The organism is Spiroplasma endosymbiont of Melanargia galathea (genome assembly GCF_964031075.1).
GTDB classification, from domain to species: domain Bacteria; phylum Bacillota_I; class Bacilli_A; order Mycoplasmatales; family Mycoplasmataceae; genus Spiroplasma_A; species Spiroplasma_A apis.
On record NZ_OZ035000.1, the window covers coordinates 701879 to 726720 of the forward strand.

Sequence of the window (24842 nt, forward strand, 5' to 3'; positions counted from 1 at the left end):
TTAAATTAAATGAATTTAAGGTTTGGAGGTGTATTTCCTTTTTTGATTATGAGTATAATATTAGAAAACTTTACTTTTATTATTAAAAAAATAGACTTTCTTACTAAATTTAGAAATAGTTTTATTTTTTCTATAAAAAGTAAGATTATTGTAGCAATACTCAAACCAAGAATAACTTTTTTATAAATTGAAATATTTTTGAGTATAATATAATTTCTAAAATCAACCATTTTCTTAAATATAATTGAAGCCAACTTGTAAAGTATCACCATTACAAATAGAAGTGTAGAAAAAATTATCGGTAAAAAGGCAAAAGGCAACATTAAAATCAATTCATAAATTAAGTATTGAATATTGAATATCTTTATGAAACCAAAAAATGATGAAGTTAATATGTTATCTTTATGATTTTGATGAACCAAGCTTTCAATATTGCATTCTTTAACCATAACATTAATTATAAAAAATCCAAGAAATGGTATCACTAAAAGAAAAAATCTATAACTGAAATAAATAAAAGTTTTAAATATTTCTTTAGTGGTTATTTCATTCTTAATTAACAAACTTAGTTTCTCACGTTTAGTATATTTGACAAGAACAGTTATGTATATGCAATTTATAAAAATAGAAAATGTTATATTAAGTACAACTTTGAATAATATAAAAATATTTATATTTTCAAAAGTGACAAAATAATTTTCTAATATAAAAGATGTAACAAATAATGACATCAATGTCAAAAAGAGCAATACTTTTAAGCATATAAAATGTTGTTTGCTTGCTCTCATAAAAACACCTCTTTTGAGTTTTCTCAAACTTATTTAAAACTTACTTTATAATAAAGTAAAAAGCAAGTCATTTGACTTAAATATTTGAGTTGGGTAATCATTTTAAAATTTTTCTCAAGAATTAAAAAAACTCCTAAATATTTAGGAGTTAAGTGTTTTCATATATCTAATGATTAAATTTCAAAAAAGTCTAAAAATATGTGGTCGTATATTCTTTCCATTCAATACAGTTTGTGTGAAGCTGATTTACTAAATTTGCTTTTCAAACGAGATTGAAGTAAATCGTAGTAACTTGTTCATATTTTTGAGTATGTTTTTAAAATTTCGTTATTTATTTCTTTAATATCTTTTGCTTCTCTATCATTTAAATCATTTTGACTTAACAGCACAAATATTCCGTTTTTAGATTTTAGATTTGGTTTTACGCAAGTTAAGTTTAAATAATTGCTTTCAAATTCCACATCTTCAAATAAACTTTCATTTGAATAATATTGATCTTTAATTAGCTTGATGTAGTTTGAAGTTACTGATTGGTTTCCAGCTGCCATAGTATTGAATGAATTAATAAATGTTGGTACTAATAGCATGTCCATAGAAACCATTGTAAAAGCTTTTACAGCAGTTAGTTTTGGGCTAGTTTCCAAAAATGTTAGAATTTCATATTTTACCAAGACTGCTGTAAAGAAGTTTGAAGCAACTGTTCAAAATAAAAATGTCAATGGTGAGAAATCAATATCTCTTTGTACATAAACTTTAGTACGATCAACATGTAACTTAATTTTGAATACACTTATTGATTTATAATAAGAATTTATTTTAAATCAATTTATTAAAATAAATTTAAATAATAAATAACCTGCACCAATAAAAATCAAAATACTTAAGTAGCTTATGTTATAAAAAAAATTATATATAAATACAATAAGTACTGATAATAATATTGTTTGATCTAAAATGAAATATGAAAACGCACCCTTTTTAAGCTTCATTAAACCATTAATGAACTTCATCTGATCTTTTACAAGATTTGGTTTTTCCATAAATTTCTCCTTTTTATATATATTCATAATAAATTATTATATATAAAAAAAACAAATAGTCATTATTAAGTGTATTAATTTTATTTTTTAAAAAAAATTTTTCTTTTTGAAAATTATTTATTATTAGAAATACGTTCGGCTAAGTCATAGTCTTTAGAAATTTTTCAATTCAATAAAGCTCCCAATCCAATAATAAATCCAATAATCACAGGGATTGTTAGGATTAACAATACTGGACCACTAATTGGAAGTCCTTTTAATGGCGTTGGGTTATGTACTTCAAGAAAAAAATATGGGTAAGGTCTATGTAATTTTGCTAAATCCCAATTAGAATTATAGGCTCTAAATATCATTTCACCCCTTAATAGTGAATAAATTAAATATATAATTGGATAAATCATTGCATACAACATATCTTTTTTTGCAAAATTTCTGAATGATTTAGTTACGAAAGTTCGATCATTAAATAGGAAGACATATAAAAACATCATTAACGGAATTATTAAATGTAACATCATTTGTTGAACTCAAGCATGCGCATTAAATATTTTACCGCTCATTAATGATGCTGGTAAAATTACAGAATTATAGACTACACCAGTAATTATTATGTAAATTGTTATTGAAATTGTGGCTTCTCTTGATAAAATTAATGATTTTTTTCAGGTTATTTTGTCACTAGAATGTTTGAGTGCACTAACAAAAAATCAAATAAGAACCATTATGTTTGATTGAATGGTAAAAAAACTCAAATATCTTATGGTAAAACCTTGATAATCATTTCCATAAGAAGTTTTTGAATCATCTAAAATTATTCTTCAATCGATACCATCAAAGTCGAAACCGCTATTTGCAATACTTACGATGTTTGTAGTATAAGTGTCTATCAACACAGCAAAAACTAATAAAGCAGCTATAACCTTATATAAATATTTTCAATCTTTTCAATTTTTTGTTTTAATTTTCATAGCAAATCCTCAATTTTATAAAAAAAATATTTTTTATAGCTAAAAAATTATTTATCTAGTGCTGTTTCTATTTTACCTGATGATTTGAAGTAAAATATTCCAATATTAAGAGCTTTTCTTGCTTTTATCATATTTATATCAAAGGTTTTCCTATTAGCTAACAAGAAGGTTGTTCCACCAACAATCGAAAATAAACATAAGACAATCAATATTACAAAGAAGCAAGCAAATATTATTTCCAATTTCCACCATTTAGGTCTTATAAAAATAAGAACTGATACTATTATTGAAAATAGTATGAAACTTATAATTGATATGATTAATACTTTTTTGATATTTTGCTTTATATTTTTAATTGTTTCATTCATTAAAAACAACTCCTACTAAGAAATTATAACATACTTCAACATTACTAATAAAGGCATAATCTTATTACAAATAATTTTAAAATTGGATATCTATATGTTGCTATTCATTATAGTGCATTGCCAAATTAGAACTTGATTTCATAATATGACCGTTAATTAAAAAAAAAAAAAAAATCTAGAGAGTGTTTACTCTTTAGATTTCAAAAAGATTAATAATTGGTATTAACTTTGTAAGCTTTTTCTTTTTTTCTTTGTTTTTCTCTTATCGGTAGCTATCATTTTTTCTAATATCATTTTATTTCTTCTTCTTGGTTCTGGGAAATAATGATAACTGACAAAAATTATTCCATCCACCATTAAAATTAAAGTTCCTGGTATCATTGCGAATGCTATAAACATTGGAACAAAATATCAATTAGAACTATTATAACTATTTGTAGGAAGTAAATTAAGTACGTTATTATTCAACCCAGGTAAGAAAATAACAATAACATTCAAAGTGAACGATAAAATTGAAGACATTCATAAAGGTTTATTTATGATTATATTAAGTTTCCTTGAAGCCTTTCAATTAGAAAGTTTTATGAAGTTTGCATATAAACATGGAGCAAGTGTAATTGTTATAAATACAGCTGTTCTTCCATAATTACCTAAACTAGTTTTTTTCTCAATATCCAAGTTAGGATCTCTTAATGCTTTTCATCAAGAACTATAATCATTAGACTTAGTTATGTTACTTATCTCCTCATTTGTCAAAAATGTCATTCCTAAGTAGTAAGCAGCAACGGTTGTAGTTGTTGTAAAGAATATTATTTTAAATAAAGTAAATACAATCCCTTTAAATAAAGAGTTTTTACCTTTTATTGGTTTTATCTTCATCAACGTATCATCGTTTGCTCCCATACCAATTGCTAAGGCTATTAGTGATTCAACGATTAAATTCATTCACAAAATATCTGTTGCTTCTAGTGGTGAAACTGTGTTTATTGATGAAAGAATAAAGATCGATATTACATTGGCAAGGTTTACACCAATAACAAATGCAATGGCACGTTTAATTTTCTGATAAACGTTTCTACCTTCATGAACTCCCTTGATTATTGTTTCAAAATTATCGTCAGTTAAAATTATATCACTAGCTTGTTTGGCAACATCAGTACCTGTGATACCCATTGCAACCCCAATATCTGCTTTGGCAAGTGAAGGTGCATCGTTTACACCATCACCAGTCATACTTGTTATGTTATTTCTTTTTTGTAAAGCTTCAACAATTCTAACTTTATGTTCGGGGTTAACTCGAGCAAATACCTTTATTTGCTCGATGATATTGTAAAGTTCTTCATCAGAAAGACTATTTAGTTTTTCAGAGCTCATAACCTCATCTTTATTGTCGGTTAAATCTAAGTCCTTAGCTATCGCTAACGCAGTAACAGCGTGATCACCAGTTATCATAACAACTTTTATTCCGGCATCTCGTGCTTTTCTAACGGCTTCAATTGCTGAATTACGAACCGGATCAATCATTGCCACACCACCCAAGAATGTTAAATCGTGTTCTAAGTCATCTTTATCTGATAATGAGTCATAATTCCTATTATATGCAAATGACAAGACCCTTAAAGCATCATTGCTCAATTTATTGGCGATTTCAAGTAAAGAATCTTTATCATCTTGGGTTATAGGTCTTTCAACATTGTCAATCATAATTTTAGTACAATGTTTTAATAGTTCATCAATAGCTCCTTTAGTGAATATTGTATTTACACCATTAATATTATTAACGGTTGTCATCATTTTTCTCTCACTATCAAAAGGAATTTCATCAATTCTTTTAAATTCTTCACGAGCATCTTGTTCGTCATAACCTATTGTTTCAGCATAGTCTACAAGAGCTAATTCTGTAGGATCTCCGATTCTTTCATCGTTCTCAGTAACAGAGTCATTACATAAGACTAGGGAATTTAAGAATAAATCCATGTGTTTATCTTTTTTCTCTTTAGAATAATCTTTTGATTCAATGATTTTGTTATCCATAATCATTTTCTTAACTGTCATTTTATTTTGTGTTAGTGTACCAGTTTTATCTGTACAAATCACATTTACACTCCCAAGAGTTTCGACAGCTTGTAGTTTTTTAACAATAACATTTTCTTTTGCCATTTTTTTTGTACTTATACTCAAAGTTATCGAAACAATGGCAGCTAAACATTCTGGGATTACACCAATCGCTAAAGTAATTGCTACCATCAAATAATTTGATCATGCATTTTTGTTACCTGAAAAGAATAAAGTAATAAATATCAGAGCACCAATAACGAAACTCATTAGCGCAACTCATAATGTAAATTTAGCTAATTTTTTCTCTAACGGTGTACTTTCTTCTTCACTACTATTGATTGATGTAGCAATTTTACCTATTTCTGTATCTTTACCGGTTTTAATTACAATTCCAATTGCTCTACCAGAAGTAACAAAAGTTGACATAAATGCTATATTTCGCATTTCTGCCAATATATTTGTTGGTGTTTTTAACTCTTCGTGAGTTTTTTCTACTGGTAATGATTCACCAGTTAAGATTGATTCATCCAAACATAAGTCGCTTGCTTCAAAAATTCTCAACTCAGCAGGAACATACTTACCAGCTTCAAGAATAACAACATCACCAGGAACTAATTCAGATGCGTCAATTTCTTGTTGTTGATCATTTCGTAAAACAACGGTTTTTGGTTTAGACAAACTTTTTAATGAGTCCATAGATTTTCTTGCTTTAACACTTTGAACAGTTTCTAGTATAGAGTCAATCAAAACGATTGAAAATATTACAATACAGTCAATAAACTCATCAAAGTGAACTTGTCAATTATTGCTTATTAAGGGTGCAATAATACTAATAACTCCAGCAGCTATTAAAATCAGTTGAATTGGCTCTATTAAAGTCTTGAGAAATATCACATACCAAGGTGTCACTTTGGCCTCAGGTAGTTCATTTTTCCCATATTTCCTTTGTTTTTCTTCTACTTGCTCGGTAGTCAAACCCATTTCTATATTTGAACCAAGTTCTTTTTCTAATAAATTAATTTTTTTCGACAGATAATCGTCCATTTTTGTCACAAATCCTTTTACATTATTTAAGAAAATTATAACAAAAATGTTTTAATTTTTAATAAATTCTTGATAAAGCTTTTAAAATTTTATATCTTTATTCTGAAAGTTTTTTAAGTTTCAAAGTTTTCTTAATAATTACCTATAAAAAAGTAGAATTTACAAGTTATTTCCATTTGAAGAAATAACTTTTTTGTTTCAATAAAAACTTACTTTTTTATATCGCTTCAAGTCTTTAAAGTTTTTTCTCTTCTATTTACATAAATAAATCCATACCTTTTGCTAAAACCTTGGTGTGTTGATACTAAATCAACAGCACTTCAAGGACAATATCCAAATAATTCGATACCATCACGATTTCTTTTATTTGTTCGATATGAGACCTTAAATAATCTATTCTGTAGGTGTCATATATTTCATTATTAGAAGTTAAAACATCTTCTGCTCCTAAACCATTTTCTGTTATTATCAATGGTAATCCATAGCGCTCATAAAGGTTTCTTGATGTTACTCGTAAACCAACAGGGTCAATTGTTCAACCATAATTATTACTAGTTAAATAATCTTTTTTTTGTACATCATACATGCCATAAAAATCATTATAAATATGCTGATCAGTTTTTTTGTTTATATTATCTTCTTTTGTGTACAAACTTTTTTTAACAGTTAAAGATGAATAATAATTAAAAGCTATGAAATCGGGCTTTCCACTTTTGATTATTTTCATATCGCTTTTGGAGATTTTTGGAGTGTAATTATTTTCTTTAAAGTACCTTCAAACTATTGGATTATACTAACCTTTAACAGCAAGGTCCAAATACAACCAATTCCTTAATGCATTTGCATTTAACTCCGCAATTTTATCTTCGGGATTACACGTTGCTGCATAAGCATAAGAAATATTAGGTGCTGGACCTATTTTAGCATTAGGTAACATTTTATGACATAATTTATAACTTTCGCTTGTGCTAATGTCATATAGTGATTTTGTTGATATAATTCTTTTCAAGAATTACCATTTTTACGATTACTTACTCCAATCGCATTCCCTGCTAAAATTAGCATATTTTGTTCGTTGATGGTTAGTCAATATTTAACTCTATCTCCAAAAGATTCAAACAATACTTTCGCATAGTTTAAAAAGACTCAATAGTAACTTTCTTATTATTTCATCCACTCAGTTTTTCTAGTTCCAATGGAAGATCAAAATGATAAATTGTTAGAATTGGTTCTATACAATATTTCAAGAGTTCATTTATCAATTCGTTATAAAAAGCAATACCTTTTTTATTAACTTCTCCAAATCCATTTGGGAAAATTCTAGCTCAAGATACAGAAAATCTATAGGATTTTAATCCAAGTTCAGCCATTAAAGCAACATCTTCTTTAAATCTATGATAATGGTCGGAAGCAATTTCGAAGTTTGCTATACCAGAATTCTTATCTTTGATATCTTGGATGCTCAACCCTTTACCATTAGCAATGTATACCCCTTCTACTTTATAAGCACTTGTTGACGTTCCCCACAGGAAGCTTCAAGGTATATTATTAGTTTTCATATTCCTTTCCTTTAATCCTTTCGTTTTATATTTAACAACAAAAAGAAAAAAAGCACATCTTAATTAGTGCTTTGGAAACTATTTTTTAAAAAAGAAAATATTTTACAGTATCTCGTATATATAGAAAAATAATTGTGTTAAGGCTATATGTCTATAAAAAAAACCAGAGTTATCCCCTTCAAAAGTAATTATTTTTTGACTTTTTTGAGGAAGATAATTTAGCTTCTCGATTTGATTTAATGTAGAAATAATATAATTAATATTTTGACTGAAATAAAGATAATTTTTTTTAATAAATTTTAATAAAGTTTCGTTGTCTCTTCCAGTTAAAATAATCAGGTTTATTGAATTATCAAAGACATTAAGCTTCTTTATTAAATAGTTTTGTTTTGAAACATCAATTATTTGAGAGTAAATATTTGAGTTCAAAAGTACTTGTGCTAAAAAATTAGCGCTTTCCATCGATTGAAAACTTGGAACAATATTTACACTTTTAATATATTTCAAATCTTCTTTAAAAGATTTAACAAAATCAATGTCTTCATAGACTCATTTAATAATTGAATTGTTTATAAAATCTTTTTTGTCTTGTTCAACTGACTTTAATTTTTTTTTAGTTAGAATTTTTTGATACTCTACTTTCATTAATACTATCAACTCACGATAACCACTGCACTTTATAGATTGTGCAAATTTTGTAACCGTTGACTTTGCTACATAACAATCACGTGAGATTTCGTCTTGTGTTTTAAAAACTCCACTTGAGTACATTTCAATCAACTTAGTAGCTATTAATTTAAATGTAGTTTTCTTAGTTTGTCTTGATAAGTTTTCTAATTGTTCATAGATTGACAACATAAACTTATACCCTTTCAACAAAATTTTAAAAATCAAAGTTATTTGGATCTGGTCCGTCACGGTACTCAGAAATACTTGCTAATAATTCCATATCTTCGATAGTTAATTCAAAATCATCTATTTTAATGTTTTCTACAACCCTTTCTGGTTTAGAGGATTTTGGTATAATGACATACCCCTTTTGATATGCTCATCTCAAGCATATTTGAGGTTCACTTTTTTGATACTTCTTAGCTAATGTTTTGATTTGTTCTATATCAAAACATTTTCCTCTAATTAATGTACCCCATGACTCAACAACTATTCCATAATTTTGACAAGCTTTTACCAAAGAATTACATTGAAGTGCAGGATGTAATTCAAACTGATTAATGACAGGTTTAATTCTTGCAACTTTCATCAGTTCTTCCAAATGTTCATTAAGGAAATTACTTACACCAATTGATTGAACTTTACCTTCATCAACCGCTTCTTCAAGAGCTTTTCAACATTCTAATCTTTTTTCTGTTGGTCAATGAACTAATACCAAGTCTAAATATTCTAATTCAAGTTCTTCAAGCATAACTTGGATAGCTAACTTAGCTTTTTCATAATCGTGGCTACTATTCCATACTTTCGATGTTATGAATAATTCCCCTCTTGGTACACCTGAATCTTTTATTGCTTTAGCAATAATCTTATGATTCCCATAAATTGTAGCAGTATCTATATGACGATAACCTGCTTTTAAGGCTGCAAGAACTGAAGAATATGTTTCGTGTTCATTAGTTAATTTATAGGTACCAAGACCAACTTGCGGGATTTCTAATCCGTTATTAAATTTTAGATATTTTTTTAGAATACTCATTATGATTACCTCTTTTTGTTATTTTATAACAAAGATAAAAAAAATGTAATTAATACAATTATTAATTACATTTTTTATGATTTAAAATTTGTTTTATTCTGTAATTTTTACATTAAATGATTTTGTTTCTTCTTTGCTTGATCATATATATTTGTCTTTATCTTTTGAATCGCTGATTGAATATTTGTATTTTACTTTAATTGTTTTTTTGACAACGCTAGCCTCAACAAATAAGATTTTACCATTAGCAGCAGGATCAGCATCATTGGCAGTTACATTATTAACAGAAGTTGCAGCATCTTTTACTGCTTTAATTGCTTCGTCGTTATTTTTGAATGTTTTATCTTTTACTGCTTCTTCGACTTTTGCTAACATATTTTTTTCTGTATCACTAGATTCTTTTGAAACTTTTGTTCCACAAGAGATAACTGTCGCACCAGTTGTAGCAACCATTCCCATTGCTCCTAATATTCCAAGGATTTTTTTCATTTTATTCCCTCTTTCCATATGATATTGTATTTAAATTTTTTTAAATACAATTTTTATGATAAAGAAAAAAAAGAAAAAACATAGGTTTTTTTAAATAAACTCTTCTATTAGTTCTGTAATTTTTTTACCGACACCGTCATTATCAATAGAATCAATGACCTCTTTAGATAGTTTTTTTATTTCATCAATGGCATTTCCCATGGCATAAGAGTTAGGAAAGACTTTAAACATTGGATAATCATTAAATTCATCACCAAACACGTGAACATCTTCATCAGATAAGTTAAAATGTTTCAGTAAAGCTCGAATACCTCAATCTTTACCAGCACCTTTTTTATAAATTTCTATATTAGTTCTTTTATTATAATCGAAAGAAATTATTTCAATGTCTAAATTTTTTAATGCATTATAGACTTCCTCTTTCTCTTGATAACTAAAACACTCTACATTAATTGAAGGGAAAGACTCTAATTGAATAATATTATTATATAATTCTTCATAATTATCGTAGACATTAAAAGCTTTATATTTTTTATGAGAAAAGTCTCATTTTATTTTTTTAAACTCCATAACATAACCAGCATCTTTAACCAAATGAACTTCAAAATCTCCTAATAAACTATATTTAAAGTTTTTTTTGTGTAATATATCAACTATACTTATCAACTCTTCATTAAAAAAATGTAATTTATCAATGTAAGAATGTGTGAATGGATCAATTACACTGATACCATTTGTTGTTATAAGAGGTAGTTTTATGTCCAATGTTTTTGCGTGATCTAAGGTTAAAAAATAATTTCTACCAGTAACAAAAGTTAAAGCATGGTTGGTCTTTTCTTTAAAATTTTTAATAAGATTTATAGTATTCATAGATATTTGGTTGTTTCTGTTAACAATAGTCCCGTCTAAGTCTGTTGCCACTACTTTTTTGATTTTGTACATATCGATTCCCCTTTTTCTCTAATTTATGGGTTGATCATTTTAACTAGTAAATCATAAACATTTTGCAAACTGTTTTTTTCCATAGAGGAAATTGACAAAAATTTATCCGTATCCACAACTTTTAAAGTTTCTTTTATGATCTTTTCATTCTTTTTGATATCGTTTTTTTTACATTTGTCTTTTTTTGTTGCAACAATCAAAACAGGTATATTATGGTGTTTAAAAAAATTGTACATTTCTACATCATCGTTTGTTGGTTTATGTCTTAGGTCAACCAGCTGACATACAAATTTCAAATTGTTTCTAGATGTTAAGTATTCATCCATCATTTTTGCAAACTGAAGTTTTTGTTCATGATTAACTCTCGCAAAACCATAACCAGGTGCATCGACAATTCTAAACTCACCATTATTTATGTCAAAAAAATTCAATAATCTAGTTTTTCCAGGAGTTGAAGAGGTTTTAGCTAACTTATTTTGATTAGTTAAGGCATTTATAAATGTTGATTTTCCAACATTACTTCTTCCGATGAAACAAACTTCATTAACATTGTCTTGTATTCATCCGCTTTTCTGAGCTGCTGATTTTATAAATTTAGCTTGTTTTATCATAAATTATTCCTGATCTATAATTAATCCTTTTGAATTTTTTCAAAGGGTTTAATTAAATTTTTAAATTCCTTATCCAAGTTTTGGAAAGGATCTTTAGTTGACTTTTCACTAATTAATACTACATCGTAGTAGTACTTATTCAAATCTGCTACATATTTTTCTTGCTTTTCTATTTGTTTTTCGGTTACCTCATTATCAAAATTATCACTGTAATAACTTTCTTTAAGGGATTTCAGGAAAGTTTCTTGCATTTCTAAGTATGAAAAAAAGTCTTCTTTTTTAATTTTTTTAATATTCTTTTTTGAAAATAACTTTTTTTCCTCTTTATTTAAAAATGTTTTCATCATTTCGACTTCCAACCTTTCTTTAATATTAATATAATTATAATTTAAAGAGTAAGAAAAAATGTATATTATTTTAATAAGTTTAGTTTACCTTAAATCAATCGTATAATTCTCAATGATATTTGATAGTCATTGTTTCAATGTTTTCCTCTTCATTTTTGAATGTAATTATGAGTGATTTTCTTCTTAATGTTGGTTGAATCGATATTATAGAATCCTTAGAAATTAAATTATTGATGAAAAAATAATTGCCTTGATATTCTGCAATGTACATAGAATTAATTATTTTTTGACCAGTTAATATTATTAATAAAATAATCAAAATATAAAATAAGTATAAGATATTAAAAACCAAACCGAAATGGTACTTATCATTTTCCCCAAGAACCAAGGACATTGTTCCTAAAGCTATATTAATTGATAAAAAGAAAGGTACAATAAAGCAAATTGTTCAATAAAACAAATGATAAATTGGTTTTCTTATATATAAACGATCTTTATCTAGTTTTTGTAACTTCCTTAATCTAATAATAGTGATTGTTAACATTGATAAGTAAACTAATGTACAAATTAAAATCATAACTAACCCAGTGATTATTTTAGTTTTTGAAATTATCATTTAATTATTACCTCCCTCTATAATTTTTTTGAATGTCATAAGTAACTCGATATCCGAAATATTAATACGATATCTAACTTTCTCTAGAACAATTTCAATTCCATTATATCAAGTCTTATCAATATTATAAGTTGCTCCATAAATATTTTTTATCTTTGTTATAGGAAACTGTATAAACTCATTTGGTGTTTCAAACAACACGCGATTATTAGTGACAAAGATACTAGTTACTAGGCAACTTTTCTTATGATTTATATATAGTAAAGAAAAATTATTTTTTAAGGAGCGATAAAATTCAAATTTAGGATTTGCATCATTGATAGACTTTTTCTTTTGTTTCTTAATTATTGGATAAACATATAAGGGTATATTTGAAGAGAAATAGTAACACTCTTCATCTTTTGGCATTTCATATTTTACATCATATGTTTTTAAAGTAAAATCTGGTTCGATATTCTTTAAACTTTGAGTGTATTCTTTATTTAAAAACAAATAATTTTTATGTCTTACCTTATATATTATCGCTAAGGAACCTGTAATTAATAAGGCAAAAATTCATATAATTATTATTATTACTAGCATTTTTTCTTTATAACCCATAGTTTTACTCCACTATTAACTTTCTTTTTCATTAAAAGAAACTATTTTTATTTTATAATTAATCTCATCATTTTAATATAAAATAAATCACTTGTAAAAAATAAACAAGTGATTTATCGAAAACAATATAAATTTAATACTGATATATACGTTTATTTTTGAACACTTTTAAAAACACACATGCAAACACTGTTGTACCAGTATATTGTATGCATTCATTTATTAGTGATTGAATTGCTCTACTACCATCATATGTAATTCATGCATAAGGTACATAAATGAACACTGGTAGGTAAGCTATGTAAACCACTATGTACATAGTTATTCTTTTTTTAAGTAGAAATACTATTAGAAAAATAAGTAACTTAACCACTATCGTGATTGGTATATATATTATACCTCCACTAGCTAAATCAATTAATATTCCCGAACAAACGGAGGCAAATACTAATATAAAAAAAGGAACTGTGTTAACTAATGATAAAGAAATAACTTCTGATAACTGAAGGATACCTTTACCTGTTTGTTTTGTAAAGTAACTAGATAGCATTCCTAAAACAACCATAAGACTTGTTAAAAATGCTATCATGACCATATTTTTAGTATTTATTTTTTTATTCAAACGAATCACCTCTATTAAAATAATTTATAATTCCTAACGTAATAAATACCTTAGATATTTATTTTAAAGCGATTTTAAAAAAATAGCATAAAATTTATTTTTTTTATTTAAAAAACCCACAAAATGTGGGTTTAAGATTTATTTTATTAGATTTATTTCTGATACTTTTAATTTTTTATTAACCACTTTCAGTTTAATTTCAAATTTGTTAGTTATTTTTCCATCTGAAACAGTGTATATAAAATCGTTTATATCTTTAATCTCAGTAGTCACTGTTAGTTTTTTGAATAATTCAAACGCTTCGCTTGTAACTTCATCCATACTCTTGTTGTATGATTTTAAATAACCATCGATAACTTTCATTAAAGGTTCTACAACTGGTTTTACTTCTTTCACGATTTTAAATAGTTGTTCTAAAACAGAATCGGCTTTGATATTAGCTTTACCATCACTAGTTTTTTCTAAACCTAGGATAAAGAACATGTTTTCTACATCCCTAAGTGCTCTTACTAAGGTGTCGTCTTTTCTCATTTTTACAATCAAATCTTTGAATATGTCAAAATTTATTGTAAAACTATCTGAGTTCGTAGGTTGCAAAGAACTATTAAGATCCTTAATAATATCTGCTAAACTTTTTTCTCCAAAAATAAGACTGAATGTACTCATTTGTTGGTTGAATTTTTTTGGCTTCTCAGTATTTCCACCAATCCCTAGTAAACCACCACTTAAAATATTTTTAATTGGGTTATTTAGTAATCCTTTAATAGATAAATTTAATTTTGGATTATTGTTATTCCATAAGTAACCTAATCAATCTTTGCTAAATTTTTCTCAATCATTGTTATTATCATTAATTGGTTTTAGTATTTTTTTTAACATTTCAGGTAGTTTGTCAATAAAAGTTGGTAACGCTGCAAATATTCCCGGGAAAGGATCTTTATCAACTTTTTGACCTAGACCATAATCAAACAACTTTCTTACAAAACTACTAACATAAATTTCAAAAGTTCCAACTTTTAGGCTTTCCCCACCAGCTAGTTTTTCAACAACAGCAGTTATGATAGACATATATCCATCAGATGCAGTTGACTTATAAGGTTTGTTAAACTCAATCTTTTCATTAGTACTTAAGAAAATGTTTACTAAGTTTTTAAAGACGACACCACTATCATCTTTGACCATTTTTTCTAAAATCTCTAATATTTTTTTAACATCGAAAGAGTTTTTATTTATCCCAATCTTTTGTGTTCTTTTTTTGTCAACATCATTAATAGTTAATGGAGTCTCTTTTACAAGTTCATCTTTAAATGAGTCAAGATACAAAACCATAGTTCTTACGAATCTAATTACCTCAGCTATAGAGTCGATATTTTCTAAAATATCAAATTTAAAACTTTTTTCACCAGAGAATAATCCTAAAACGTTTGTAGCAATAACATTTGTTGCTTCTTTGAAATTGGTTTTAATATCTTCATTTGATTTATAAGCTAATTTTTTTACATTTTTACCATTTATTAATTTATTAACTACATTAGATAGACCTATAACACTTGAGTTTAATGCCTCTTGGTAACTCATATCTTTATAAATATCATTACTAAAAGCGTTTTCTAATGTTTCTAATGTTTCATCGTTCAAAACATTAGCCAATGTTTTTAAAACACTTGGAGAAATGATTGATGATATTTTGTCAACATTACTTGCAAAACCTAATAAAAGTTGTCCAACCTTACTAGGATCACTTAGAAGGTTTAATATTGTTGGTACCATTCCAGTAATTGATGATAGAGTTGAAATAATAGAACTTTCTGGTGATAAAACTTCTCCTTGATAAATATCATCAGATAATTTTAAATCATCAGATAGTAAATTGCTATCTAGATATTTATTATAAATTTCACTATATCTAGTTGTGTCCATAACACCTTCATTTTCATTAAAATCTTTTAATCCTAAATCACTCAAATATGAGTTTTTTATTTTTTTAGCCATTAGATATTCTGAACTAAAGTGATACTTATTTTTTCCTAACTCATTTTGGTTTAAAAATAAACCCTTTGAGTAAGAAGACATGATTTTTGATATTGAATCTTGTTGACTTTTATTGTCAAAGTTTATCTGTTCACTTTCTGCTTGACAAGCAACAACTGTTGCGCCTGCAGAAACAGTTAAACCAAGAGCACCTAATAGTCCTAATAATTTTTTCATACTTTACTCCTTTAATTAGATTTTCATTTTTCTTTAACTATATCGATTAATATTTTTGAAACATACTCATGTCCTTTTTTTGTAGGGTGCACTTCATCTATAAAGAAGAAGTTATCTTCCTTATCATTATTTCCAACTTTTATTTCTGCTTTTAGTTCTATATTACTAAAGTCCATGTCACCAAGGTTGAAAGCGTTTGATTTACATAACGCATCTATCGTGTTTGCACCAGTTCCGATTTCTTTTTTGAAACCATTAAGTATATTTTCTAGTTCTAAGTATAAGTTATATTCTAAAATAACATCGCCAAAACTTTCGTTTATATTTTTAACAATTTTAGAAATCTTTACATCAAACTCTTTATTAACTCTTTCAATATTTTTTTTGACTTCATCATTTTCCTTATTGAATCTAGGTATTATTGTCATTTTTGGAGGAGCTGCAAAAACTATTCTACGAGCACCATTATTTAATAAAGTGTAAAAAGCATTTTTGATGTTTTCTAACGCTTGGTTCATAACAGAAACTTGATGATTATAGTCATTAATATTTCCTAACATTTCAAATAAATCATTTCCACCGATTTCAATAAAAAATAGATCTTTATCATTGATAACTTGTTGTTGAACAAGTGCTTGTGCTTGTTTATATATTCCTGTGTTTCCCATCAGTAATTTTCCAGCAACACCATCACTTACAAAAGCTGTTGCACCACCAATTGAGTAATTTTTACCTCAAACTTTTGTATCTTTATATTTTTCGTTAGTTACATCTGCTTTATGAATAATATTTGATGTAACAAATTCTTCAGAACTAAATCCTAGAGCCGAATTAACTAATCTAGCGGCTGTTGGTCCATTACTAAAACCTTCTATATATTGCCCAGTCATTTTTGCATCTGCTCCAATTTCATCTTTGATAATTGTTGTAAGTCCGTAGTTGTCACTTAGACTATCTCCAAGAGTAAAGAAGTTTGAGAATCCAAAATGTTTTTCTGGATCACTACTAGTATCTTTGGCATTACTCTTGTCTAAATTTTTTCCAATTGTGTAATCTTTTTCAAAGCTAACGTTTGCTTGAATTGGAGTACAGGCTATAACTGATGAGGCTGTACTCACTGTTAAAGATACTGAGCTTAAAAACCCTAATAATTTTTTCATTATTTACTTCCTTTCTTTAAGTTGATTGCTAGCATTATAATTGCATAAGCAGAGATTGGTAATATAAATATTATGTAAATAAAGAACATTATAATTCCAGATCTCAATACTTCTAAATTATTAGTGAAAAATGGTGTATATAATTCATTTTTAGTAACAAATTTTTTAGGCATATTTGATTCGTTAAGTTCTTTGTTTTTGAAAATACTATGTCCAAATATACTAAAACCGTATTTTATGTTTTCAATTTGTAGATTTAAGAACCATACTTTGTTATTAACTAATAAAGTTCCTATTGATTGATTTATTGTTATTCCCTCTGTTCCTGGAGGAGTATTGTCCATATATGAATTATAAGTTTCTTGGTCTATACTTGTTTGATTTCTTTTTAAGTCATCAAATCTTTCTTTAGAGAAGATATCTTTGATCCCTCCATTTTGGAAAAATCATTGGATACCACTGTGAACGTAACCATAGCTCAGAAATTCTGTTGAAACAGCTTGATCGAATTGAACAAGGTCCATTCCTAAATCGTAAAGATCAACATCTTGTTTTTTTTCAATGACACTTGATCATCTTTTATTGAATCAATCATCTGAAAACTTGATGTAAGCTTCTTTTTTTTGTTGATAATTTGTTTCTTGATAAGAATTTAGTGTTGAAACAGCATCGCTTGAGTATGCACTTTTTATAACAGAGTTCATGACTGCTTCGTATGTCGGGTCACTAGCTTCAATTACATAAACTCCTTGTGGCATAACCTCCTTGATTTGTTTTTCAATACTGTCTATAAATCTTTTAGCTTCTAATCCAACACCTGGAACAGTCATCAAGATGCTTAATAAGAATACTAATGAAGATATAACTGAAAATATTATCAGTTTTAATTTTGATTTTATTGAGAAAAACTCTTTAAGTTTTGCTTTCATGTATTTTTTACCTTTCTAATTGCTTTTTAATTTTATAACATAAAAAATACAACTAATAAAAGATTTAAAATGTAAAAATCTTTTTGTATTATAAAATATTTATTTTTTTCGAGAATAAAAAAAATTTTGGTTTCACCCAAAATTTTCAAAAATATTTAATAATTAAGCTGTTTTAGCATTAATAGCAATTTTAACAGTATCACCAATCTTTGTGTCGCCAGCTTTAACAGTTAGGTTTTCTTCTACTTTTTGTGCTGGAAGATCAGTACCATCAATAAGACCAACTACTATAGTATATTTTGTTTTAGTGGTTTTATCTTGTTCTGCACTACCAAATTTTAGAAGTGATGTTTTTGCATCAGAAGATGCAATAATTGTTTTAGCTTCCACTTCTTTATTTAATTCAATTGTCAAAATTATTTTAGTATCTTTTGTATCAATTGTATTTTTATTTGCTGACACTTTACCAGATAAAGCAACTTCGGCTGCTTTTTTAATAGTAATTTCTATTTTTGAACCAACCATTTTTTCACCAAGTGAAACATTAACTTCTTCTTTAACATCAGCTTTTGGTAATTCAGTAGCTTTTAAAGATACTTCGATAGTGTATTCTTTTTTATTTTTTTCGTTAACTTTTGCTTCTCCAAATTTTAAAATACTAGTAGCAGCTTTTGATTTAGCTTCTAATTTAACAGTATCTTTTTTCTCTTCATTTAAAGTTACTTTAATAGTAATTTTATCTTCAACTTTTTCGATAATTTTTTTGTCAACTTCAACTTTTCCTAAAGTGTCTTCTTTTTTGCTACAAGCAACAGCTGTTGCTCCAGTAGAGGCTACCATTCCCATAGCTCCTAATAATCCAAGTAATTTTTTCATTTTTTCTCCTTTTAAATATCGCATATGTTTACATATGCTTATAAAAAGATTACATTTTGAAAAGAAAATAGCAAGTTTATGGAAATATTTTTTAAAATTTGTTAATTCTTTTCAAAAATTATTTTGAAAAAGAATATTTTTTAGCAACTTAATAGTTCATTATATACTTTATGAATTTATTCGTTTTATTTTTTTGATACTCTCCAACAAAAAGAACTACATAAATATATGTAAATATTGCAAAGTTGAATAATACAATTACTATTGTTCCTATGATAGTTTCAATTAAGGCTCATATTTTAAAACTAATCACATAAATGTTATCAGCCCCTAAACTTGTGAATAAAAACTCACTCATTTTTATCATAGATATCATTCCGATAGTTAATGGAAATGTATAAGCATCCTAACAAAGGAAAGAATTTTTCTCTTGAAACTTTATATAAAGGTAAGTAAACAATTAACGTAAACAAAATAGCCAGTGCACATAATATATATACAAAAAAATATTTATGGTTATTAATATCTTGATTTCTAATGTAGTTAAATAACCTGCTAATAAAAGATTTGGTGGCGCTGCCATAACACCAAAGGTTTGTAATTTCTTTTCTTTCAAATGATTTGTAAACAAATATTTATACATCATTGGTGGTAACATAATCACATAAAAAGCAAGACCGATATATCAACAAGACTTTGATATTAAATTGATAACCGCAGCAAAATCACCACATAAAAACTTCCCAGATTATTTGACATAACACAAGCAACTACAATTCTAATCGGTGGTATAAATCATTAAGCCATATAGTTATTACACTTAAAACGTACTAGGTGGTAGATCAAAAAATAAACTATGTAAATTAAACGTAAAAAACACAAACTAGTCAAATAACTAATTGTATTCAATTAAAGTTAACTATACCAAAAAAACCAGATATCACAAATAGAGCCATGAAGATCGTAGGAATAAAATTACTAGACACCGGACTTTTAAAATCGTTTATTAAATCACATGGGTGTATTATGTATCTAATTAACATTAATATTAACAACACAAGAGAAATTGTTATGGTAATATATTTCACAAAACTTCCATCAAATGCAAAACCTATAGGATTATCAATGATCCCCAAGCATTACCCATAGTGGCTGTTCCAAGTGCTGTACCAGCTAATGATAATGGTAGTTTAGAGGAGTTTTTATAAAATTTAACAAATGGGTTATTCATAGTTCTCCTTTTAAAATTATTATTTATTGATTTTTTGCACAAATCATTCCTAAAATTGAACCGACTAATATAATCAATCCTGCTATTCCAAAAAATATTAAACCCAAACCTGAAAATAAAATTTTAGAGCCATCAGATGCACTTGTTGCAGTAGCTGAAAATATCGATAGAGATACTAAAAACAAGATTGCTGATCCAATAATTCCCAAAAGATATCCAACTCTTTGTGTAAGGGCTTTTTGTGAATTTACAAAAACCAAGAAAATTATTATAAAACTAAGTATGATTAAACATAAAACAAACAATAATGATCCTAACGTTTTCATGGAACTCAAAACTTCACTTGTTAGTTCTCTTAAAAACTGACCAAATTTATATAATTGGTCATAACCACTTTCAATAAAAGAAGTTGAACTTATCAATAATATTGAAAAAGTCATAACTAATGGCAAACAGCTCAACAGAAATATTGCTCCGATATTCACAAGTGTTTTAGATAACCTCGACATACTTACTCCTTAATAATAAAAAGATTATAAATCTCTTTAGAGAAAAAATCTATCTATAAAAAGTATTCATAAATGAAAAAGCAAAAGTTGAAGCACAAGTCTAAATATTTGAACATTTTTGATAGTCAAATGAAATAACCATGTATAAAACTAAAAACGGGACTTTACAATTTATTAGAAAGTAATAGTGAGCAAAAGCGATAAAAAAAAATAATAATTATTTATGGTTCATAATTATAAAAATCTTGCTAATATCTAGCAAGCATAATTTTATTGTTTGATCATTGATTAGTCAAAAAGAGTTATTTCTGAAATTAAATATAAACCATTTTTTTGAGTGATTTGAATTTCATACTTATTAACGATTTTGCCATTTGATACTTTGTATGTAAATTTGTTCTTTTGTATTTTGGACTTTGAGATTTTCAGGTTATTGAATTCCTCATTTATTATTTTATTGTACTCTTCAAGTTCTTGTAAATAAGTTTTTATATAAGATAGAACTTTAGTTAAAGCGTTCTTTATTCAATCAATGTTTTCTTTTAAAATTAACGCTAAATAATAAAGCGGAGACCCTTCTTTAAACTTTTTACTTGATGAATCTAGTCCTAAAATATTAAAAATGTTTTTTGGATCTTTCAATGCATTTTGCAAAGTATTACCTTCGTATAAACTTTTGAACAATAACGCAACATCATCAAAATTTAAAGTTGCATTAGAAGATTTTACAGATTCATATAAGTCATTTGCAATTTCAGAAATACTTTTTTGCATTAGAAAATCCATTGAGTTATTTTTTTCTTTATTAAAAGTTTTTGAAGGGTTTGAACTAAATAAAGAACTTTCCATAATACTTTTTAAAGGTTGGTTTAATAATTTCTTTATAGAGAAGTTTAAAGTTTGGTTATCGTTATTCCATATATAACCTATTCAGTCTTCTTTGAATTTATTTCACTCTTTATCATCAAAAGATTTGATTATATTTTTGAACATATCTGGTAAACTATCCCCTGCCTGTAATATTAAACCAGGAGTAATAAGACCTGACCTTAATAAATTAGAGACGAGATTTTTCTTATCACCTAAACCTGTATCAACAAAGCATCTCAATAAATAATCAACATTTATTTTTAAATTTACTGTTTTTATATCTATCTCTAAATAGTCCTTATTTATCAATTTGCTTAATATCTTTGTTAAGACTTTGACATAACCACCGTTGCTGTCCCCTAAATAACTCATCGCACCGTTTTCATCTTTATTAACATTGCTATTTGCATCATTACCATCAACTATATTTCCAGTTCCTAATAAAATATTTATAATATTTTTTAAAATCACTCCATTTTCATCTTCAGTCATTTTTTTGAGTAATGTCACAAGTTTATTAATATTTATTTTATTTGTTGTAATTTTACTTTTTCTTTTATCCAAAACATAATCGAGACTTAATGGTGATTTTGTTAGTTCATCGGAAGTAAATGAATCGATTGCAAGGAGCAAAGTTCTTACAAACCTTAAAATCTCAGCAATTGTACTCATATTCTTCTCAATATCTAATGCTAACTTTTTTTCACCTTTGATTAAAGAGATCAAATTATCTCCTAACTGATCAATTGCTGGTAAAAAGTTTTTAGCAACGTCATCAGAATTATCATAACTAAATATTTTATTTGAGTTGACATTCAGTAATGTTTCAATCGCATTAGCGAGTCCAATAGCACTAGAATCCATTGCCTGTTGGTAACTCATGTCTTTATAAATATCTGGACTAAAAGCCTTCTCTAAAAGCATCAAGTTCTCATTGCTTACATAATTAGCAACCGAAGCTAATAAATCTGGCTTTAGAAATCCACCAACCATACTTCCGAGACTGGCTAACATTGATGGGTCTATCAATCCATTCAAAATCATAGGTATTAAACTAGAGTATTCATTTATTGAACTTAATGTACTGTTTGATGGTGACAATACGGTTCCTTGATAAATATTATCAGATAATTTTATCTGCTCCGAAAACAAAGAGTTATCGAAAAACTCTTCGTAAACTTCTTTGTATTTAGTATCACCAGATAACTCACTAGGTAATTTATCAATACCTAGATCATTGAGAGCTTTGTCTTTTACGAAGTTATTCAAAATATAATTAGTACTGATATGTTCGTTATTTTTAATACTATTTTGATTAAAAAATAATCCTTTTGTAACTTGGGAAAGAACAACAGATAAAGATTCGCTATGTTCAAGTACATTTTCATCTTTAATTGTGGTTCTTGATATCTTAGGTCCACAACTAACAACACTTGTTGAAGCTGATGACAATAAGGTAAACGTTCCAATTATCCCTAATAGTTTTTTCACGAAGTTCTCTCTTTTCTAAACTTTTTTTGAAGTACAAGTTAAATTTATAATAAACTAAAATATCCAATAATATAGAAATTCAAAACAAATTTAGATAAATAAAAAAATTTTACCTACATATAAAAAAATCTTACATAAGTAAGATTAATTATTATTCACTTTTAGGTTTTTTGCTAACTAATGTTCTTATCAATTGAGCGATTAATAAAGACCCAACAACACAACCAACAGTGATACCAATAATCATAAATAAGTTTGATTTGTTGTATGTTTGGTCCCCTGCATATCCTAAAATATCCCCATCATAAGTTTTATTGTTTGGATTTTGCTTTATATAATTAGAAAAATTTGATTTATTTATTTCAGAATAATATTTTGTAGAACCTAAATAACCATCCATTACATGCCCCATTTCGTGATTTAATGTACAAAAAATATTCGGACTACTTCATCAACCTTTTTGGTATTGATCATTCAAACTTGATGAATAATACATATTCATTGATTTACTAGAAAATATTAGAAACGCGTTAGATGAAGAAAGTGCTAGCTTTTTACTATTATCAACTCAGAACTTAGTTAAGGTGTATGCCATTGTTGATTCTCCTGCACCTTCTAAAGGAAAATCTCGTGAAATTATAAAACCTCATAAATAATATAATAAATAATATTCATCACCGTACTTACTCAATTTTATTGATATATTAAATAAATCCAATGTTTGGGATTTAAAATCTTCTACTTTTTCAGTGCTTCAGTTATAAAATTTACCTAATCTTTCGATTGAATCACTTAATGCTATATTAGCGCCTGGATTTAATTTGTATTTGTTATTTGAATAACTATCATTATTTGTAGCTTTTAAATAATAATCATTCATTTTATCGAAACTTTCAAACATGACATTTTCTTTTTTAAAAGTTTTAAATTCTTGGATAGATTTATCACTAGCTTTTGTGAAAGAGTCATTCATAATTGTACCTAGGGAATTATAAGAAAAAATGCCAAAAAACTTTTTAACTTCATTATCAATAAGATAAGATGAAGTGGCACCATAGTTGGTATCATTAGAACCATTACCAATATAATATTGAGCACTTGCTAATAATGCATTTTGACAATATTTGATTGAGTCATTTTCACCAATACTTCTTAAACCAAAATTTTCACTTTTATAAAGCAAATCCTTATATGATAAATCATTTTCACTCTTAGTTTTTTTTGTGTCATATGAAATATTAGAACTAATTGTACTTTGATCAATCAATGCTTTTATATTATTTCAATTAGTATCATTTATTACACCAGAATACTCATTTTTAATATTATTATAAATTTTTAAAAAATATTCATTCAATATTTCTCATGACTTATTTTTTGCAGTATCCTCAGTAGTAGTTCATTTAGAATAAGCCTCAGCGAAAAATTCTTGGTACGATGACATACCGTAAGCTGATATATTAATTACACTTGATATTAAAGACATATAAAAATAATCATCTTCATTATTTTTGTAAATATCTAATGATCTGCTTTTAAACTCTCTTAATAATTTATTTGCATCCTCATTTTCTTTAATATTTGAGTGCTTGTAAATAAAATATTGTAGACTTTTTCCGCCCCACATAAAGTCATTAACATTCGAAGAACCTTCTTGTCCTTCTGCAAAGTTTTTGGTAACAACTTCATCTTCTTTATTTGAATTTAGCTTCGCTATAAAAATAACCATTGGAGATAATAAAATGAAAGATAATAGATATATCCAAAATTTTTTAAACATGTTTAAGCCAACTTTCTTTGGTTTTTTTATT

At 26.7% G+C, this 24842-nt stretch carries 23 protein-coding genes and 1 pseudogene; all 24 read right to left on the reverse strand.

What is annotated here, in order from left to right; genetic code table 4:
- Positions 1-5 precede the first annotated feature (5 nt).
- Positions 6-788 (reverse strand): hypothetical protein, encoded by a 783-nt coding sequence (locus AAHM92_RS03125; protein ID WP_500221898.1) that lies wholly within the window; start codon positions 786-788, stop codon positions 6-8.
- Between the two features lie 173 nt (positions 789-961).
- Positions 962-1828, reverse strand: coding sequence for a hypothetical protein (locus tag AAHM92_RS03130; protein ID WP_500221900.1), 867 nt, complete (start codon positions 1826-1828; stop codon positions 962-964).
- Positions 1829-1941: 113 nt separating this feature from the next.
- Positions 1942-2796, reverse strand: a complete 855-nt coding sequence (locus AAHM92_RS03135) for a Pr6Pr family membrane protein (RefSeq protein ID WP_500221902.1) — start codon at positions 2794-2796, stop codon at positions 1942-1944.
- 47 nt (positions 2797-2843) lie between these two features.
- On the reverse strand, positions 2844-3164 hold the full coding sequence (locus AAHM92_RS03140; RefSeq protein WP_500221904.1) for a hypothetical protein: 321 nt from the start codon (positions 3162-3164) through the stop codon (positions 2844-2846).
- Positions 3165-3386: 222 nt separating this feature from the next.
- On the reverse strand, positions 3387-6266 hold the full coding sequence (locus AAHM92_RS03145) for a cation-translocating P-type ATPase (RefSeq protein ID WP_500221906.1): 2880 nt from the start codon (positions 6264-6266) through the stop codon (positions 3387-3389).
- A gap of 159 nt (positions 6267-6425) precedes the next feature.
- Positions 6426-7825: pseudogene (locus tag AAHM92_RS03150) on the reverse strand (glycoside hydrolase family 1 protein).
- Between the two features lie 102 nt (positions 7826-7927).
- Complete coding sequence (locus AAHM92_RS03155; protein ID WP_500221907.1) at positions 7928-8683, reverse strand: MurR/RpiR family transcriptional regulator; 756 nt, start codon at positions 8681-8683, stop codon at positions 7928-7930.
- 25 nt (positions 8684-8708) lie between these two features.
- Positions 8709-9530 carry an aldo/keto reductase gene (locus AAHM92_RS03160; protein ID WP_500221909.1) on the reverse strand — a complete coding sequence of 274 codons (822 nt, stop codon included), beginning with the start codon at positions 9528-9530 and terminating at the stop codon, positions 8709-8711.
- A 93-nt stretch (positions 9531-9623) separates the two neighbouring features.
- On the reverse strand, positions 9624-10019 hold the full coding sequence (locus AAHM92_RS03165) for a lipoprotein (RefSeq protein ID WP_500221910.1): 396 nt from the start codon (positions 10017-10019) through the stop codon (positions 9624-9626).
- Between the two features lie 90 nt (positions 10020-10109).
- Positions 10110-10961 carry an HAD family hydrolase gene (locus tag AAHM92_RS03170; protein ID WP_500221912.1) on the reverse strand — a complete coding sequence of 284 codons (852 nt, stop codon included), beginning with the start codon at positions 10959-10961 and terminating at the stop codon, positions 10110-10112.
- A gap of 23 nt (positions 10962-10984) precedes the next feature.
- Positions 10985-11572: a ribosome biogenesis GTP-binding protein YihA/YsxC gene (yihA, locus tag AAHM92_RS03175; RefSeq protein WP_500221914.1), complete on the reverse strand. Its 588-nt coding sequence runs from the start codon at positions 11570-11572 to the stop codon at positions 10985-10987.
- Positions 11573-11592: 20 nt separating this feature from the next.
- Positions 11593-11919 (reverse strand): hypothetical protein, encoded by a 327-nt coding sequence (locus tag AAHM92_RS03180; RefSeq protein WP_500221916.1) that lies wholly within the window; start codon positions 11917-11919, stop codon positions 11593-11595.
- Positions 11920-11998: 79 nt separating this feature from the next.
- Complete coding sequence (locus tag AAHM92_RS03185) at positions 11999-12535, reverse strand: hypothetical protein (RefSeq protein ID WP_500221917.1); 537 nt, start codon at positions 12533-12535, stop codon at positions 11999-12001.
- Complete coding sequence (locus tag AAHM92_RS03190) at positions 12536-13135, reverse strand: hypothetical protein (protein WP_500221919.1); 600 nt, start codon at positions 13133-13135, stop codon at positions 12536-12538.
- A 133-nt stretch (positions 13136-13268) separates the two neighbouring features.
- Positions 13269-13757, reverse strand: coding sequence for a hypothetical protein (locus tag AAHM92_RS03195; RefSeq protein ID WP_500221920.1), 489 nt, complete (start codon positions 13755-13757; stop codon positions 13269-13271).
- Between the two features lie 138 nt (positions 13758-13895).
- The gene (locus AAHM92_RS03200) at positions 13896-15965 is read right to left on the reverse strand and encodes an MOLPALP family lipoprotein (protein WP_500221922.1); all 2070 of its coding nucleotides are present in this window, start codon (positions 15963-15965) and stop codon (positions 13896-13898) included.
- Between the two features lie 11 nt (positions 15966-15976).
- On the reverse strand, positions 15977-17125 hold the full coding sequence (locus AAHM92_RS03205) for an SGNH/GDSL hydrolase family protein (RefSeq protein ID WP_500221924.1): 1149 nt from the start codon (positions 17123-17125) through the stop codon (positions 15977-15979).
- Positions 17125-18054, reverse strand: coding sequence for a hypothetical protein (locus tag AAHM92_RS03210; protein ID WP_500221926.1), 930 nt, complete (start codon positions 18052-18054; stop codon positions 17125-17127). Before AAHM92_RS03210 ends, AAHM92_RS03205 begins: the two co-directional genes overlap by 1 nt.
- Before the next feature lie 162 nt (positions 18055-18216).
- On the reverse strand, positions 18217-18930 hold the full coding sequence (locus tag AAHM92_RS03215) for a lipoprotein (RefSeq protein ID WP_500221927.1): 714 nt from the start codon (positions 18928-18930) through the stop codon (positions 18217-18219).
- A gap of 148 nt (positions 18931-19078) precedes the next feature.
- A complete protein-coding gene (locus AAHM92_RS03220) occupies positions 19079-19297 on the reverse strand; it encodes a hypothetical protein (protein WP_500221928.1) in 219 nt (72 codons plus the stop codon).
- 496 nt (positions 19298-19793) lie between these two features.
- On the reverse strand, positions 19794-20018 hold the full coding sequence (locus AAHM92_RS03225) for an SLAC1 family transporter (protein ID WP_500221929.1): 225 nt from the start codon (positions 20016-20018) through the stop codon (positions 19794-19796).
- A gap of 166 nt (positions 20019-20184) precedes the next feature.
- A complete protein-coding gene (locus tag AAHM92_RS03230; protein WP_500221931.1) occupies positions 20185-20670 on the reverse strand; it encodes a hypothetical protein in 486 nt (161 codons plus the stop codon).
- Positions 20671-20958: 288 nt separating this feature from the next.
- A complete protein-coding gene (locus tag AAHM92_RS03235; protein ID WP_500221932.1) occupies positions 20959-23031 on the reverse strand; it encodes an MOLPALP family lipoprotein in 2073 nt (690 codons plus the stop codon).
- Between the two features lie 151 nt (positions 23032-23182).
- On the reverse strand, positions 23183-24811 hold the full coding sequence (locus tag AAHM92_RS03240; RefSeq protein WP_500221934.1) for a hypothetical protein: 1629 nt from the start codon (positions 24809-24811) through the stop codon (positions 23183-23185).
- Between the last annotated feature and the right edge of the window lie 31 nt (positions 24812-24842).